The following is a 16327-nucleotide window of genomic DNA, read 5'->3' as shown; positions in this document are numbered from 1 at the left end:
AGAGTATAATTGACTATAATTGCCCGTCAAACCACCTCTCGTCGCCGATCCTCCCTTGGGCACTTGGCAAACCGCGCCCGATAGCTGCGCGTGAAGTAAGAAGGCGACTCAAACCCGCACGCAATACTCACCTCCAGCACACTCATGTCGCTCTGACGCAATAGCTGCCGGGCTTTTTCCAGGCGCAGGCCGAGGTAGAAGTTGCTTGGCGTGTCGTTCAAATGCAGACGAAACAACCGCTCCAACTGGCGCCGGGTGACTTTGATCGCCTCGGCCAGTGCCAGGGTGGTCAGCGGCGGTTCGGTGTGTTGTTCCATTTCACCGATCACTTGCACCAGCTTTTTGTTGTTGATGCCGTAGCGCGTGGCGATCTGCATGCGCTGGTGGTCTTTGCGTGGGCGGATGCGCCCGAGTACGAATTGCTCGGAAACCTGGATCGCAAGGTCCGGGCCGTGGGCCTGGGCGATCAGGTCGAGCATCAGGTCGATGGACGCCGTGCCGCCCGCGCACGTGATGCGACGACGGTCGATTTCGAACAGCTCCTGGGTCACGGTGAGCTGTGGATAAGATTCCTTAAAGGCGTCAATGGCTTCCCAATGCAGCGTGAGGCGGTGGCCATCGAGCAAGCCGGCCTCGGCGAGCACACAGGCGCCCGTGTCGATGGCGCCGAGGGTGACGCCGTCGTGGTCGAGGCGGCGCAGCCAGTGCTCCAGCGCAGGCGTGGTGAACTTCAAGGGTTCGAAGCCGGCGACCACCATCAGCGTCGCGCCTTTTTTCAGCGGCTCCAATGCGGCGTCGGCGTTGACCGACATGCCATTGCTCGCCAGCACCGCGCCGCCATCCGCGCTCAGCACGTGCCAGCGGTACAGCTCGCCGCGAAAGCGGTTGGCGACGCGCAGCGGTTCCAGCGCAGAGATAAAGCCGATGGCCGAGAAACCCGGCATCAGCAAGAAATAGAAATCCTGGGACATGGTGGCGCTCTCGTAAGACGGGCAGCGTGGTCACTGTGATACGCCAGTTCAACCGGCCATTCAAGAGCACAGGTCGCTGCAGTGCAAGAGCGGGTCGCCGCCGTGCGTTTTGTCGGGCCCGAAGGTACGTAACTTGATGCCACGGCGCACAAAGACGCCGGAACCCACAATAACGACCTGCCGAGGGAACCACCATGAACCGACTGATCAGCCGCTGCGTGCTTGCACTCAGCGCCAGCGCCATTTTGAGCACCAGCGTACTCGCGGCCGATGCAGAATCTTGCCGGAACGTGCGCATGGGCGTGGTGAACTGGACCGATGTGATCGCCACCAGCGCCATGACCCAAGTGTTGCTCGACGGCCTCGGCTACAAGACCAAACAGACCAGCGCCTCCCAGCAAATCATCTTCGCCGGCATTCGCGACCAACGCCTGGACCTGTTCCTGGGTTACTGGAACCCGCTGATGACCCAGACCATCACGCCATTTGTCGACGCCAAGCAAGTCAAAGTCCTCGAAAAACCCAGCCTGGAAGACGCGCGCGCCACCCTCGCCGTGCCGACTTACCTGGCGGACAAGGGCCTGAAAACCTTCGCCGACATCGCCAGGTTCGAGAAAGAACTGGGCGGCAAGATCTATGGCATCGAGCCAGGTTCGGGCGCCAACACCCAGATCAAGGCGATGATCGCCAAAAACCAGTTCGGCCTGGGCAAATTCCAGCTGGTGGAGTCCAGCGAAGCCGGCATGCTCGCCGCCGTCGACCGCGCGGTACGCCGCAAGGAAGCCGTGGTGTTCTTTGGCTGGGCGCCACACCCGATGAACGTCAACGTTGCCATGACCTACCTCACCGGCAGCGACGACGCCCTGGGCCCCAACGAAGGCATGGCTACGGTGTGGAGCGTCACTTCGCCGACCTACGCCGAACAGTGCCCGAACGTGCACAAGCTGCTGACCAACCTGACCTTCACCGCCGCCGACGAGAGCCGAATGATGCAGCCGTTGCTGGATCACAAAGACGCGCTCGAATCCGCCAGGCAGTGGCTCAAGGACCATCCGCAGGACCAGCAGCGCTGGCTTGAAGGGGTGACCACCTTCGATGGCAAACCGGCCGCAGCCAACCTGCAATTGACCAGCCAATAACCTGATCCGAATCACCGCGTCGCAGGCGCTGTTGGCTGCGAGCGGCATCACTACGCCCGCCTGTAAGGAACCGACTCATGAACCACGACGTCATCATCACCTGCGCACTCACCGGTGCTGGCGACACGACCGGCAGAAGCCCACACGTGCCGGTCACGCCCAAACAAATCGCCGCCGCCGCCGTGGAAGCCGCCAAGGCGGGTGCCACCGTGGTGCACTGCCACGTGCGTGACCCGCAAACCGGCAAATTCAGCCGCGACGTCGCGCTGTACCGCGAAGTGATGGAGCGCATCCGCGAGGCCGACATCGACATCATCGTCAATCTTACTGCCGGCATGGGCGGCGATCTGGAAATCGGCGGCGGCGAAAACCCGATGGAGTTTGGCCCCAACACCGACCTGGTCGGCCCGCTGACGCGCCTGGCGCACGTGGAAGAGCTGCTGCCGGAAATCTGCACCCTGGACTGCGGCACGCTGAACTTTGGCGATGGCGACACCATTTACGTCTCCACCCCGGCCCAGCTGCGTGCTGGCGCCAAGCGTATCCAGGAGCTGGGCGTTAAGGCCGAGCTGGAAATCTTCGACACCGGCCACCTGTGGTTCGCCAAACAGATGATCAAGGAAGGTTTGCTCGACAACCCGCTGTTCCAACTGTGCCTGGGCATCCCCTGGGGCGCGCCGGCCGACACCACCACGATGAAAGCCATGGTCGACAACCTGCCCGCCGACGCGGTGTGGGCCGGCTTTGGTATCGGCCGCATGCAAATGCCGATGGCGGCCCAAGCGGTGCTGCTGGGCGGCAACGTGCGCGTCGGCCTGGAAGACAACCTGTGGCTGGACAAGGGCGTGCTCGCCACCAACGGCCAACTGGTGGAACGCGCCAGTGAAATCCTCAGCCGCCTCGGCGCGCGGGTCATGACCCCGGCGCAAGGTCGAATCAAGATGGGCCTGACCAAGCGCGGCTAACTTCCTGCCGAAACCGAATTGAAAAGGTGGGAGCGGGCTTGCTCGCGAAGGCGGTGTATCAGTCACCGAATGCAACAACTGACACACCGCCTTCGCGAGCAAGCCCGCTCCCACATTTGAACCGGTTCCTCACACAGAATTTGCGAATACTTTAGGAAATTGCCATGCGCTTTATCACTGAAATCAAAACCTTCGCTGCCCTCGGCAGCGGCGTTATCGGCAGCGGCTGGGTGTCTCGCGCCCTCGCCCACGGCCTGGATGTGGTCGCCTGGGACCCCGCGCCCGGCGCCGAAGCGGCCCTGCGCAAGCGCGTCGCCAACGCCTGGGGCGCGTTGGAGAAACAAGGTTTGGCACCGGGTGCGTCTCAAGACCGCCTGCGCTTTGTTACCACCATTGAAGCGTGCGTGAAAGACGCCGACTTCATCCAGGAAAGCGCCCCGGAACGCCTGGAGCTGAAACTGGAACTGCACAGCAAAATCAGCGCGGCGGCCAAGCCGAATGCACTGATTGGGTCGAGTACTTCGGGTCTGTTGCCGAGTGAGTTCTACGAAGGTTCCACCCACCCGGAACGCTGCGTGGTCGGCCACCCGTTCAACCCGGTTTACCTGCTGCCGCTGGTGGAAGTGGTGGGCGGCCAAAACACCGCGCCCGAAGCGATTCAGGCGGCGATCAAGGTGTATGAATCCCTTGGCATGCGCCCGTTGCACGTGCGTAAGGAAGTGCCGGGGTTCATCGCTGACCGCTTGCTCGAAGCGCTGTGGCGTGAGGCGCTGCACCTGGTGAATGACGGCGTGGCGACCACCGGTGAAATCGACGATGCGATCCGCTTTGGCGCCGGCTTGCGCTGGTCGTTCATGGGCACCTTCCTCACCTACACGCTGGCGGGCGGCGATGCCGGTATGCGCCACTTCATGGCGCAGTTCGGCCCGGCGCTGCAGTTGCCGTGGACGTATTTGCCGGCACCGGAGCTGACCGACAAGTTGATCGACGATGTGGTCGATGGCACCAGTGAGCAGTTGGGCACACACAGCATTTCGGCGCTGGAACGCTATCGTGATGATTGCCTGTTGGCGGTGCTGGAGGCGGTGAAGACCACCAAAGCCAAACACGGTATGAGCTTCGCTGAGTAACGGCTGTTGATTTCCTGTGGGAGCTGGCTTGCCTGCGACAGCGGTGTACGACTCACCGCCGCCATTGCAGGCAAGCCCGCTCCCACAGTTGACCGAGTAATGACTTGGAATCCCGGACATGCCTGCATTGACCACCTACACCACCAAAATCCAGCCCGAGTGGGTGGATTACAACGGCCACCTGCGCGATGCGTTCTACCTGCTGATCTTCAGCTACGCCACCGACGCACTGATGGACACCCTGGGTTTGGACAGTGAAAACCGTGAAGCCAGCGGCCATTCATTGTTCACCCTGGAACTGCACCTGAACTACCTGCATGAGGTGAAACTCGGTGCCGAGGTGGAGGTGCGCACTCAGCTGATCGCCCACGATGCCAAGCGCCTGCACCTCTATCACAGCCTGCACCTGGTGGGTGACGAGAAGGAATTGGCGGGCAACGAACAGATGCTGCTGCACGTCGATCTCGCCGGTCCGCATTCGGCGCCGTTTACCGAGGCCACCCTGGAAAAACTCACCGCGATCAGCACGCAGCAGGCCGAGTTGGCGCGCCCCGCCCTCCTCGGCCGCGTGATTGGATTGCCGCCCAAAAAACAATAAGGAGCCACCATGCAAACCGCCGCCGCTGTTGCCGATTTTCGTACCTACCCAACGATCAGCGACCTCGCCGAGGTGCAGGTGCTGACCGATCAGCTACGCGTGCAATGGGCCGATGGGCGGGTGAGCCCGTTTCATCATCAGTGGCTGCGCGACAACTGCCCGTGCGCGCAATGCGTGTACAGCGTGACCCGCGAGCAGGTGCTCGAGATTGTCGATGTCGACGAACACCTGACTGCCGTCAGCGCGCATATCGATCAGGGATGCCTGAGTGTGCAATGGAGCGGCGGCCATCGCAGCCACTACGATCCGGGCTGGTTGCGGGCCCATGCCTATGACGACGATTCACGCGCCGAACGCCGTGCAGCCAAGCCCGCATCGCAGCGATGGGACAGCACCTTCGCGTTGCCCGTTTTCGACTACGCGGCCGTGATGCAAGACCCGAACATCCTGCTGCAATGGTTGCTGGCCTTGCGTGACTCGGGCCTCACGCAAATCCGTGGCGTGCCCACCGAACCTGGCTCGCTGGCGCTGATCGCCAAGCGCATTTCGTTTATCCGCGAGAGCAACTTCGGTGTGCTGTTCAACGTGCAGTCCAAGGCCGATGCCGACAGCAATGCGTACACCGCCTTTAACCTGCCGTTGCACAGCGATTTGCCAACGCGCGAGCTGCAACCGGGGCTGCAATTTCTGCATTGCCTGGTGAACGAGGCCACGGGCGGCGAGAGCATTTTTGTCGATGGGTTCGCCATCGCCCATGCACTGCGCAGCGAAGACCCTGAAGCGTTTCGTGCGTTGTGTGAAATCCCCGTGGAGTTTCGCAATAAAGACCGTCACAGCGACTATCGCCGCCTGGCGCCGATCATTGCGCTGGATGCCTTGGGTGACGTGGCGGAGATCCGCATGGCCAACTTTCTGCGCGGGCCGTTCGAGGCGCCGGTGGAGCAGATGCCGTTGTTGTATCGCGCGTATCGGCGCTTTATTGCGATGACCCGCGAGGACCGTTTCAGGCTGGTCAAACGGCTGAATCCGGGGGAGTTGTGGTGCTTTGATAACCGCCGCACCTTGCATGCGCGCAATGCGTTTGACCCGGCTTCCGGGGCGCGGCATTTTCAGGGTTGTTACATTGACCGGGATGAGCTGCTGTCCAGGATATTGGTGTTGCAAAGGTAAACCGAGGTGCGCCCTTCGCGAGCAAGCCCGCTCCCACATTGGACTGCGTTCACAGTTCAAAATGTGGGAGCGGGCTTGCTCGCGAAGAGGCCAGTGCAGTTACCACAAACCCCAGGCAAAAAAAGCCCCGATCAAGCCGTGACTGGATCGAGGCAGAGTGCTTGGTGTGAGCGTGACATCCCGAGGGTGACCAAACCTTCAAGGTGCGTGCCTGGCATTCAGTGTGCCTATTACTTCTGTCGGTAAATGACCCGAAAACGACCTGCTCATAGCCATATGAGCCATTCGTCAATTCTGCCCTTGCCGACCGGCCGGGGGGCTACCAGAATCCCAGTCAGTCCCCGCTCCCTACACCAGGATGAACGTCATGATGCACGCGGATTTGATTGACCAGGATGACCTGCTGGGCCAACTGCGCTCGCTGGGTTTTGAAGTCTCCAGCGGTGCCACCGCCGAGCAGGCTTGCGAGTGCGCGGTACGTGGTTTGAGCGCTGCACGGGCCAAGGCGCTCAAGGGCATGGTGGAACAGATGTACACCGGCAGTGCGACGATTTTGCCGGCGGTGCGCCAGGCGATCGACAAGCAGTTGTTGCCGGCGTTGGTGCAGTTCAAGCAGAACTCTGGCGCCTGATAGATCGCTTTCGCAGGCAAGCCAGCTCCCACATTTGACCGAGTTCCATCTTTGAAATGCTGTCGAATGTGGGAGCGGGCTTGCTCGCGAATGCAGGCGACTCGGTCTAGAGCCTCACACTCGCAAACGTCGACTCATTCCTGGCCTGGCTCAACGCCGACATCGGCCCGGACAACGGTGACAACACCAGCGCCTGTGGAATCGGCATCATCGCCACTTGCTGGGTGGTGTTGGACCCCACGCGCTCATCGCGCGGCGGAATGCCAAAGTATTCGCGGTAGCACTTGGAGAAGTGCGGCGTGGACACAAACCCGCACACCGAGGCCACTTCGATGATCGACATCGGCGTTTGCTTGAGCAGTTGCCGCGCACGAATCAGGCGCAACTTCAGGTAATAACGCGACGGCGAGCAGTGCAGGTATTTCTGGAACAGCCGCTCCAACTGACGACGCGACACGGCGACGTACACCGCCAGCTCATCCAGGTCGATCGGCTCTTCAAGGTTGGCTTCCATCAGCGCGACGATTTCCTGCAGCTTCGGCTGGTTGGTGCCAAGCATGTGCTTGAGCGGCACGCGCTGGTGATCCTGTTCGTTGCGGATGCGTTCGTACACAAACATTTCGGAGATGGCGGCGGACAATTCACGGCCGTGGTCGCGGCTGATCAAGTGCAGCATCATGTCCAGCGGCGCGGTGCCGCCGGAGCTGGTGAAGCGATTGCGGTCGAGGGTGAACAGGCGCGTGCTCATGGCCACGCGCGGGAAGGCTTCCTGCATCGACGCCAGGCATTCCCAGTGCACGCTGCAATCAAAACCGTCGAGCAAACCGGCGCAGGCCAAGGCCCAACTGCCGGTGCATACCGCGCCAAGACGACGCGACTGACGCGCCTGGCTTTGCAGCCACGACACGTGCTCACGGGTAACGGTACGCTGAATTCCCACGCCGCCGCACACGATCACAGTGTCCAGGCCCGGGGCTTTGTGCATGGAGGCATCGGGGGTGATTTGCAGACCGTCGCTGGCCCACACCTGGTTTCCGTCGACACTCAGGGTTGTCCAGCGATACAGCTCGCGGCCGGACAGCTGGTTGGCCATGCGCAGGGGTTCGACTGCGGACGCCAGGGAAATCAGCGTGAAATTGTCCAGCAGCAAAAAGCCGATGGATTGAGGCGCACGGTTCTGGGGTTGAGCCCCGGAGTTGAACGACGTCATCGCGGTATCTCCTCACACAAAGCGGGTGATGGCCTCAGGCGAGGCTCTTGTTATTGCGCTCACCCTGGAAAGGAGAGGCTTTGAATTGATAGAGCAAATGCCATGCCTAAAATTGAATGGCCATTCAATAACTCCTGAAAACGACCTGATGACGCGTCTATATAAGCCCGCGTGGAAGTGCGGGATAGGCCCTGAAAAGGACGTCGGAGCGCGCCCGCTCACAGGGTGTGAGCAGATCGGTAGCACTTGTGGGAAGGCGCTTTGCGGGCGTAGGAAACGTCTGTCACCGCACGCACGGGAACCCGGTGGGCGGACGGGAAATCGTTTGGGGGCTACTTATCTGTTTGCGACGCGCTAAAAGGTGGCGCTTTTGGATCCGGGTGTTCACTTTATGAGCAGTGTTGCTGCAACTAACGCTATCGCAGGCAAGCCAGCTCCCACATTTGGAATGCATTCCCTTGTGGGAGCTGGCTTGCCTGCGATGGCGGTATCACTGGATCAACACTCAACCGCACTCACCGCCAACCCGCCCCGCGAGGTTTCCTTGTATTTGTCGTGCATGTCCGCGCCGGTATCGCGCATGGTGCGGATCACCCGATCCAGGGAGATGAAGTGCTGGCCATCGCCACGCAGGGCCATCTGCGCGGCGTTGATCGCTTTCACCGCCGCAATCGCATTGCGCTCGATGCACGGCACTTGCACCAGCCCGCCCACCGGGTCGCAGGTCAGGCCGAGGTTGTGTTCCAGGCCGATTTCGGCGGCGTTGCACAATTGTTCCGGCGTGGCCCCAAGAATTTCCGCCAGCCCCGCCGCGGCCATGGCGCACGCCGAACCCACTTCACCCTGGCAGCCGACTTCGGCGCCGGAAATCGAGGCGTTCTTTTTGCACAAAATTCCCACGGCCGCCGCGCTGAGCAAATAGTCGACCACGTTGGCTTCGGTCACCTCGTCGCTGAATTTCATGAAGTAGTGCAGCACCGCCGGGATGATCCCCGCCGCGCCATTGGTCGGTGCGGTGACCATGCGCCCACCCGCTGCGTTTTCCTCATTCACCGCCAGGGCGAACAGGTTGACCCACTCCATCGCGCTCAAGGTCGAGCCAATCACGTTCGGCTTGCCCAACTCCTGCAAGCTGCGGTGCAACTTGGCGGCGCGGCGCCGCACGTTCAAGCCGCCCGGCAAGATGCCTTCGTGCTTGAGGCCCTGCTCCACGCAATCCTGCATGGCGCGCCAGAGCTTCATCAGGCCGCTGCGGATTTCGTCTTCGCTGCGCCAGGTCTTTTCGTTGGCCAGCATCAATTCGGCCACGCGCAGGTTATGGGTTTTGCACAGCTGCAACAGCTCTACAGCGCTGGAAAAATCATACGGCAGCTCGGTACGGTCCATGTCAGCCACGCCGCTTTGCGCCTGGGCCTGGTCCACCACAAAACCGCCGCCGACCGAATAGTAGGTATCGCGGTGCAGCTCGCCGTCATCGCCGAACACCACAAGGGTCATGGCGTTAGGGTGAAACGGCAGGTTTTCGTCGAGCAGGCGCATGTCGCGCGCCCAGACGAAGGGCACCGGCAGGTGGCCGTCGAGCAAGAGCGTGTCGGTCTCGCGCAGGGTGTGAATACGCAGGCCGATGTGCGCCGGGTCGATTGCGTCCGGCCACTCGCCCATCAGGCCCATGATGGTGGCGGTGTCGCTGCCGTGGCCGATACCGGTGGCCGACAATGAGCCGTACAGCTGAACTTCAACGCGCCTGACCTGTTCCAACAGTTCACGTTCACGTAATGCCTGGACGAACAACGCCGCGGCGCGCATGGGGCCGACGGTGTGAGAACTAGAAGGCCCGATGCCGATCTTGAACAGGTCGAAAACACTGATAGCCATTGCGGTAGAACTCCTCGATAAGCACGGCCAGGCTTGAACGAGGTGCTACGCTCAGATCGCCCAGATGGCGGCATCATCAAGCTTTTGCTTGCCCTCACGGCGTCTCACACCGACGTAACCATGCTCACCAGCGTCGCTCCCGTGCGATCGGGCGTTTTGGCCGTTTTTAGCGGTGCAGATTGGTAAAAACTGCGGTTTTGCCATTGGAAAAACCTGTAAGCGACGTCACCGACACTGGATACGACCATCCCTGTACTGGATACGACGCCCCCTGTAGGCGTCAGATTTTCACTGGTACATGATCAGTCTCGACTCGTTTGCAAGGCACCGTGCCGTCGCCGCGATGCACGCCCCAACCGCAACACTTATAAAGCGCGGCGAATGCCGCCAGAAAAGACACAGGAGTCTACCCCGATGAAAGGTTCACCCTCGTTGTTGTTGGCCGCCATGCTGAGTCTGCCAGTCCTGGCACACGCTGCAGAACCGGAACAGTGCAAGACCGTCAACTTCTCCGATGTCGGCTGGACCGACATCACCGTCACCACCGCAACCACCAGCGAAGTCCTCAAGGGCCTGGGCTACAAGCCGCGCACCACGATGATTTCGGTACCGGTGACTTACAAGTCACTGGCCGACGGCAAGAACATGGACATCTTCCTCGGCAACTGGATGCCAACCATGGAAAACGACATCAAGCAGTACCGTGATGCCGGCACCGTGGAAACCGTGCGCGCCAACCTGGAAAACGCCAAGTACACCCTGGCGGTCCCGGAGGCGCTGTACAACAAGGGCCTGAAAGACTTCGCCGACATCGTCAAATTCAAGGATGAACTGGGCGGCAAGATCTACGGCATCGAGCCGGGCAACGACGGCAACCGCACCATCCAGACCCTCATCGACAAAGACGCCTTCGGCCTGAAAACCGCCGGCTTCAAAGTGGTCGAGTCCAGCGAAGCCGGGATGCTCTCGCAAGTGGAACGCGCCTCCAAGCGTGACCAGGCCATCGTGTTCCTGGGCTGGGAACCGCACCCGATGAACACCCGCTTCAAGATGAAGTACCTGACCGGTGGCGATGACTCGTTCGGCCCCAACTACGGCCAGGCCACCATCTACACCAACGTTCGCAAGGGCTACACCCAGGAATGCAGCAACGTTGGCCAATTGCTGAAAAACCTGTCGTTCACCTTGAACATGGAAAGCACCCTGATGGGTAACGTCCTCGACGACAAGATGAAGCCCGACGCCGCAGCCAAAGCCTGGCTGAAGAAGAACCCGCAAGTGCTCGACACCTGGCTGGCCGGTGTGACCACCGTGGATGGCAAACCCGGTTTGGAGGCCGTCAAAGCTTACCTGGACAAGTAATCGCTGACCCCGGGCCGGTGCGCTGGCCCGGGATGTTTTCCCCTTCGCATGTGGACATTCACTACCATGCTGACTGAACATAAAATCCCACTAGGCCAGTACATCGCTGCCTTCGTCGAATGGTTGACCCAACACGGTGCCAACTACTTCGACGCAATCGCATCGACCCTGGAAACGATGATCCACGGCGTGACGTTTGCGCTGACCTGGTTCAATCCGCTGGCATTGATCGGTCTGATTGCGCTACTCGCTCACTTCATTCAACGCAAATGGGGCCTGACAGTATTTGTCATCGCCTCCTTCCTGCTGATCCTGAACCTGGGGTACTGGCAGGAAACCATGGAAACCCTCGCGCAGGTGCTGTTCGCCACCCTGGTCTGCGTGGTCATTGGCGTGCCGCTGGGCATTGTTGCCGCGCACAAACCGATGTTCTACACCCTGATGCGGCCGGTGCTCGATCTGATGCAGACCGTGCCGACCTTCGTCTACCTCATCCCTACCCTGACCCTCTTCGGGCTGGGCGTGGTGCCCGGGCTGATTTCCACGGTGGTGTTCGCGATTGCCGCGCCGATCCGCCTCACCTACCTGGGCATCCGCGATGTGCCGCAAGAATTGATGGACGCCGGCAAGGCCTTTGGCTGCTCGCGCCGTCAGTTGCTCTCACGCATTGAACTGCCCCACGCCATGCCGAGCATTGCCGCCGGCATTACCCAATGCATCATGCTGTCGTTGTCGATGGTGGTGATCGCGGCCCTGGTGGGCGCTGACGGCCTCGGCAAGCCGGTGGTCAACGCACTCAACACCGCCGACATCGCCCTGGGCTTTGAAGCCGGCCTGGCAATCGTGTTGCTGGCCATCATGCTCGACCGCATCTGCAAACAACCCGACGCCAAAGTAGGGGGTGATGCATGAGCATTATCCGATTCGACAATGTCGATGTGATCTTCTCCAAAGACCCACGCGAAGCCCTCAAGCTGCTTGACCAGGGCATGCACCGCAACGAAATCCTGAAAAAGACCGGGCAGATTGTCGGCGTTGAAAAAGCCAGCCTGGACATCGAGAAAGGCGAGATCTGCGTGCTGATGGGCTTGTCGGGCTCCGGCAAATCGAGCTTGCTGCGTTGCATCAACGGCCTCAACACCGTCAGCCGTGGCCAACTGTTTGTGGAGCATGAAGGTCGCCAGATCGACATCGCTTCGTGCACCCCGGCCGAGCTGAAAATGATGCGCACCAAGCGCATCGCCATGGTGTTCCAGAAGTTCGCATTGATGCCATGGCTGACGGTGCGTGAAAACATCAGCTTCGGCCTTGAGATGCAGGGCCGTCCGGAGAAAGAACGCCGCGCGCTGGTGGATGAAAAGCTCGAGCTGGTGGGCCTGGCCCAATGGCGTAACAAGAAGCCGGACGAGCTGTCCGGCGGCATGCAGCAGCGCGTCGGCCTGGCCCGCGCGTTGGCAATGGACGCGGATATCCTGCTGATGGACGAACCTTTCTCAGCCCTCGACCCACTCATTCGCCAAGGCCTGCAGGATGAACTGCTGGAGCTGCAACGCAAGCTGAGCAAGACCATCGTGTTCGTGAGCCACGACCTCGATGAGGCGCTCAAATTGGGTAGCCGCATCGCAATCATGAAAGACGGCAAGATCATTCAATACAGCGTGCCGGAAGAGATCGTGCTGAACCCGGCGGATGACTATGTGCGCACCTTCGTCGCCCATACCAACCCGCTGAACGTGCTGTGCGGCCGCAGCCTGATGCGCACGCTGGACAACTGCACGCGGGTCAACGGCTCGGTGTGCCTCGATCCGGGCGGCGATTCCTGGCTGGACCTGGCCGAAGGCAACACGATTCAGGGCGCCCGCCAGAATGGAGCGGTGATGGACCTGCAGAACTGGGCACCGGGGCAAGCCGTGGAAGGGTTGGGCCGGGTACCGACGCTGGTGGACTCCAATATCGGCATGCGCGATGCATTGCAGATTCGTTATCACACCGGGAACAAACTGGTGCTGCATAACAACAACCAGGTGGTGGGAATTTTGGGGGACAGCGAGCTTTACCATGCCCTGCTAGGCAAGAACCTGGGCTGAGCAGTGCACAGATCGGCTGAATGAACTGGGTCAATCTGGGAGCTGGCTTGCCTGCGATAGCAATGGTGAATCCAACATAGCTATCGCAGGCAAGCCAGCTCCCACATTTGACCCCATTCCAATCTTGAAACGGCGGCGCCAGGGAAGGCGCCACTCGGATTAACTATCAGCTATAGACACGGCCAAGGAGCTGCCGATGGCTTTCAAACTGATCGAGCACGTCCCGGGTGATCTGTTCCTGGGTAAAGCCCATCAGGTCGTACTCTTGAGGTCCGTTGTGCAGGTAGACCTCGGCCCGGTAGTAACGTGTGCGCTCTTCTTCGGGCAAGTCGCTCGGTGCCGACGAATACGCATCCAGGCTCACTTCATAGACAAACGGGTTGCCCTCTTCCATCTCGATGCGCACACCGATGCAACGCTTGGATTTGCCCAACAAGGTCTGCACTTCCAGCCCTTGCTCACGCAGCGCCGTCGCCGCCTCTTCCAAGGCCGGCGTTACGTGCTTGTCCATAAAGCGCTGCACGGTGGCCTGGCTCGGTTGCAGGTCCAGGGCAGTCAAACGCTCGCTGAAACCACGGCGGCCACGCTCAGCCAATTGCGCTTGCTCCTGTTCGATGGCCACGTCCTGGCGCATGGCCTTGTGCAAACCGAACATGAACAGAATCAGCACCACCGAGAACGGCAGCCCCGCCAGCACCACCATGGTTTGCATGGCTTCGAAGTTGCCGGCAAACAGCAGGCCGATGGTCACCAGGGTGATCACGACCGACCAGAAGATCCGCAGCCAGTGCGGCGCATCTTCGTCCACATTGCCGCCTTTGCACGACAGGTTGGCCATCATCACCGCGCCGGAATCCGCCGGGGTCAGGAACAACACAAAGCCCACGAAGATCGACACGCCGATCACGATTTTCGACGCAGGGTAATGCTCCAGCAATTGGTAGATGGCCATCGACGGTTGTTCCAGCGCCGTCTTGCCCAACTCCACGGCACCGTGGTTGAGCACCAGGTCCAGCGCCGAGTTACCGAAGATCGACAACCACGCCAAAGTGAAGCCCAGCGGGATCAGCAGCACGCCGGCCACCAGTTCACGCACGGTGCGGCCACGGGAAATGCGCGCGATGAACATGCCCACGAATGGCGCCCAGGAAATCCACCAGGCCCAGTAGAACAGCGTCCACAGGCCCATCCAGCGCTCGGTCTTGTCGGCGTCGCCTTCGTACACATACAGGTCGAAGGTTTTCAGCACGATACCGTTGAGGTAGTCGCCGGTGTTCTGCACCAAGCCATTGAGCAGGTGCAGGGTGGGGCCGAACAGCAGCACAAAGATCAGCAAGCCGCTGAACAGCACGATGTTGAGGTTGGACAGGCGGCGAATGCCGTTCTCCACACCCGACACGGCAGCGATGGTCGCCACGGTGCTCATCACGATGATCACGATCAACAGGTTGGTGTTGCTGTGCGCCATGCCGAACAGGTTTTCAAGCCCCGACGACACTTGCATCGAGCCAATCCCCAGGTTGGTCACCAGGCCCAGCAGGGTCACGAACATGCCGAAACCGTCCACCGCGTGGCCGGCCGCGCCCTTCACCCAACGCTCGCCCACCAGCGGGTACAGCGCCGAACGCAAGGCCAGCGGCTGGTTGTGGCGATACGCGAAGTACGCCACGGCGAGGCCGACCAAGGCATAGATTGCCCAGCCGTGCAGGCCCCAGTGCAGGAACGTCAGTTGCAACGCCTGGCGTGCCGCGCCATTGCTGGCGGCCGTGCCTTCGGGCGGGTTGAAGTAGTGGTCCAAAGGCTCCGAGGCACCAAAGTACAACAGCGAGATGCCGATGCCCGACGAGAACAGCATGCCGGCCCAGGCGCCGTAGCTGAAGTCCGGGGTGTCGTCCTTGCTGCCCAGTTTCAACTTGCCGTAGGACGAAAACGCCAGGCCGACCACAAACACGAGGTAGGCAGCGATGACCACCATGTAGTACCAGCCGAAGCTTTTCGACAGCCACGCCTGTGCTACGCCGAGCATGCGCCCGGCCTCCTGCGGGGCGATGATCAGAATGGCGGTCAACAACAGAATGAGCGCGGTGGAGGTGTAGAACACCCAACCGTTGACCCGGACCTTTTCCGGCGGGGTCTTTATAAGAGAGGCAGAACTCATGGCGCAGATGCTCCAGGCAGTGCGAGAGAGAAACACAAGGCAACGGTTATCCCGGGACATCGATTTTTCGGCAGTCGACGGACGGGTGTTATAAAGACACCCCGAAAATTCTTGAGCCGCGCCGAAGCAGTGGCCAGGCCCTGATGCGGCCTGTTTCAAGGGTTTTTGCAGGTGTCAGAGGCAGTGGCTCACAGGTAGGAAATATCTGCAGGTCGCGACCATTTGTCGCAGATCTTATTCTTTGTTGATTGAACGTTCAATCAAAACAAAATAGACTGGCCTTCAAGCCGACGGACGTTTATCGCCCACCGGCAGGCCTAAGGAGAGGTGCTACATGCCCAAGGTCGGTATGCAACCCATACGCCGCCAGCAGTTGATCGAAGCCACCTTGACGGCCATCGATCAGGTCGGAATGGGAGATGCCAGCATTGCGCTGATCGCCCGTTTGGCCGGCGTCTCGAACGGCATCATCAGTCACTACTTTCAGGACAAGAATGGCCTGATCGCCGCGACGATGCGGTACTTGATGAATGTGCTGATCGAGAACGTCCACGAACGCCGGCAAGCGTTGAAAGACGACAGCCCCCGTGCCCACCTGCAGGTGATCATCGGCGGCAACTTCGACGCCAGCCAAGTCAACGGCCCGGCGATGAAAACCTGGCTGGCCTTCTGGGCAACCAGCATGCACCACCCGTCATTGCACAGGTTGCAGCGGATCAACGATCACCGTCTGTATTCCAACCTGTGCTGCCAGTTTCGCCGAGTGCTGCCGCTGGAAGATGCACGCAGCGCAGCCCGGGGCCTGGCGGCTTTGATCGACGGTTTGTGGTTGCGCGGCGCCCTGTCGGGAGACGCTTTCGACACGGAGCAGGCGCAACGGATCGCTTACGAATACATGGATTTCCAATTGGCCAAGCAGGTGAGTTAGAGCACACATAACCGCTCAACCCCTGAACGTCTGCCGCTCAGTGTTGCCAGAAACCCCATGGCTCACCGGCGGCGGGTAACGCCAACCACTTATGCACTTGCGA

General features: G+C 60.6%; 14 protein-coding genes. 10 read left to right on the top strand and 4 right to left on the bottom strand.

The features are described 5' to 3' along the window. Positions 1 to 26 precede the first annotated feature (26 nt). A complete protein-coding gene (locus AACV02_RS03140; protein WP_106575597.1) occupies positions 27 to 971 on the bottom strand; it encodes a GlxA family transcriptional regulator in 945 nt (314 codons plus the stop codon). Positions 972 to 1165: 194 nt separating this feature from the next. Between AACV02_RS03140 and AACV02_RS03135 the strand changes: the two genes are divergently transcribed. From AACV02_RS03135 to AACV02_RS03110, 6 genes are all read left to right on the top strand, one after another. After that, a complete protein-coding gene (locus tag AACV02_RS03135) occupies positions 1166 to 2110 on the top strand; it encodes a choline ABC transporter substrate-binding protein (protein WP_106575598.1) in 945 nt (314 codons plus the stop codon). Between the two features lie 77 nt (positions 2111 to 2187). Further along, positions 2188 to 3075 (top strand): 3-keto-5-aminohexanoate cleavage protein, encoded by an 888-nt coding sequence (locus AACV02_RS03130; protein ID WP_119737554.1) that lies wholly within the window; start codon positions 2188 to 2190, stop codon positions 3073 to 3075. A gap of 164 nt (positions 3076 to 3239) precedes the next feature. Continuing rightward, positions 3240 to 4205, top strand: a complete 966-nt coding sequence (locus AACV02_RS03125) for an L-carnitine dehydrogenase (protein WP_119737551.1) — start codon at positions 3240 to 3242, stop codon at positions 4203 to 4205. Between the two features lie 118 nt (positions 4206 to 4323). Beyond that, positions 4324 to 4803: a thioesterase family protein gene (locus tag AACV02_RS03120; protein WP_119737548.1), complete on the top strand. Its 480-nt coding sequence runs from the start codon at positions 4324 to 4326 to the stop codon at positions 4801 to 4803. Positions 4804 to 4812: 9 nt separating this feature from the next. Beyond that, a complete protein-coding gene (locus AACV02_RS03115; RefSeq protein ID WP_119737546.1) occupies positions 4813 to 5973 on the top strand; it encodes a gamma-butyrobetaine dioxygenase in 1161 nt (386 codons plus the stop codon). A 367-nt stretch (positions 5974 to 6340) separates the two neighbouring features. Then, entirely contained in the window at positions 6341 to 6604 is a 264-nt protein-coding gene (locus AACV02_RS03110) for a hypothetical protein (protein WP_106575603.1), read from the top strand. Between the two features lie 106 nt (positions 6605 to 6710). On the opposite strand, the gene AACV02_RS03105 is transcribed toward AACV02_RS03110, so the two are convergent. Together AACV02_RS03105 and AACV02_RS03100 are read right to left on the bottom strand one after the other, a co-directional pair. After that, positions 6711 to 7814 (bottom strand): GlxA family transcriptional regulator, encoded by a 1104-nt coding sequence (locus AACV02_RS03105; protein WP_119737544.1) that lies wholly within the window; start codon positions 7812 to 7814, stop codon positions 6711 to 6713. 498 nt (positions 7815 to 8312) lie between these two features. Further along, positions 8313 to 9689: an L-serine ammonia-lyase gene (locus tag AACV02_RS03100; protein ID WP_119737541.1), complete on the bottom strand. Its 1377-nt coding sequence runs from the start codon at positions 9687 to 9689 to the stop codon at positions 8313 to 8315. A gap of 414 nt (positions 9690 to 10103) precedes the next feature. Here AACV02_RS03100 and AACV02_RS03095 point away from each other — a divergent pair, with 414 nt between their 5' ends. The 3 genes from AACV02_RS03095 to choV all read left to right on the top strand — a co-directional run bounded on the left by AACV02_RS03095 (position 10104) and on the right by choV (position 13138). Next, the gene (locus AACV02_RS03095; protein ID WP_106575605.1) at positions 10104 to 11051 is read left to right on the top strand and encodes a choline ABC transporter substrate-binding protein; all 948 of its coding nucleotides are present in this window, start codon (positions 10104 to 10106) and stop codon (positions 11049 to 11051) included. 66 nt (positions 11052 to 11117) lie between these two features. After that, the gene (gene choW / locus AACV02_RS03090; protein WP_076017809.1) at positions 11118 to 11963 is read left to right on the top strand and encodes a choline ABC transporter permease subunit; all 846 of its coding nucleotides are present in this window, start codon (positions 11118 to 11120) and stop codon (positions 11961 to 11963) included. Continuing rightward, complete coding sequence (gene choV, locus AACV02_RS03085) at positions 11960 to 13138, top strand: choline ABC transporter ATP-binding protein (protein ID WP_119737539.1); 1179 nt, start codon at positions 11960 to 11962, stop codon at positions 13136 to 13138. The genes choW and choV overlap by 4 nt, the downstream gene beginning before the upstream one ends. Positions 13139 to 13304: 166 nt before the next feature. Here the strand turns inward: choV and AACV02_RS03080 are convergent, their stop codons facing one another. Beyond that, positions 13305 to 15239 (bottom strand): BCCT family transporter, encoded by a 1935-nt coding sequence (locus tag AACV02_RS03080; RefSeq protein WP_237266762.1) that lies wholly within the window; start codon positions 15237 to 15239, stop codon positions 13305 to 13307. Positions 15240 to 15630: 391 nt separating this feature from the next. Between AACV02_RS03080 and betI the strand changes: the two genes are divergently transcribed. Next, entirely contained in the window at positions 15631 to 16224 is a 594-nt protein-coding gene (gene betI / locus AACV02_RS03075) for a transcriptional regulator BetI (RefSeq protein WP_106575608.1), read from the top strand. Positions 16225 to 16327: the final 103 nt, after the last annotated feature.

Source organism: Pseudomonas sp. Larv2_ips, from assembly GCF_963879675.1.
Taxonomy (GTDB): domain Bacteria; phylum Pseudomonadota; class Gammaproteobacteria; order Pseudomonadales; family Pseudomonadaceae; genus Aquipseudomonas.
This window is presented reverse-complemented; position numbering and strand designations above follow the sequence as displayed.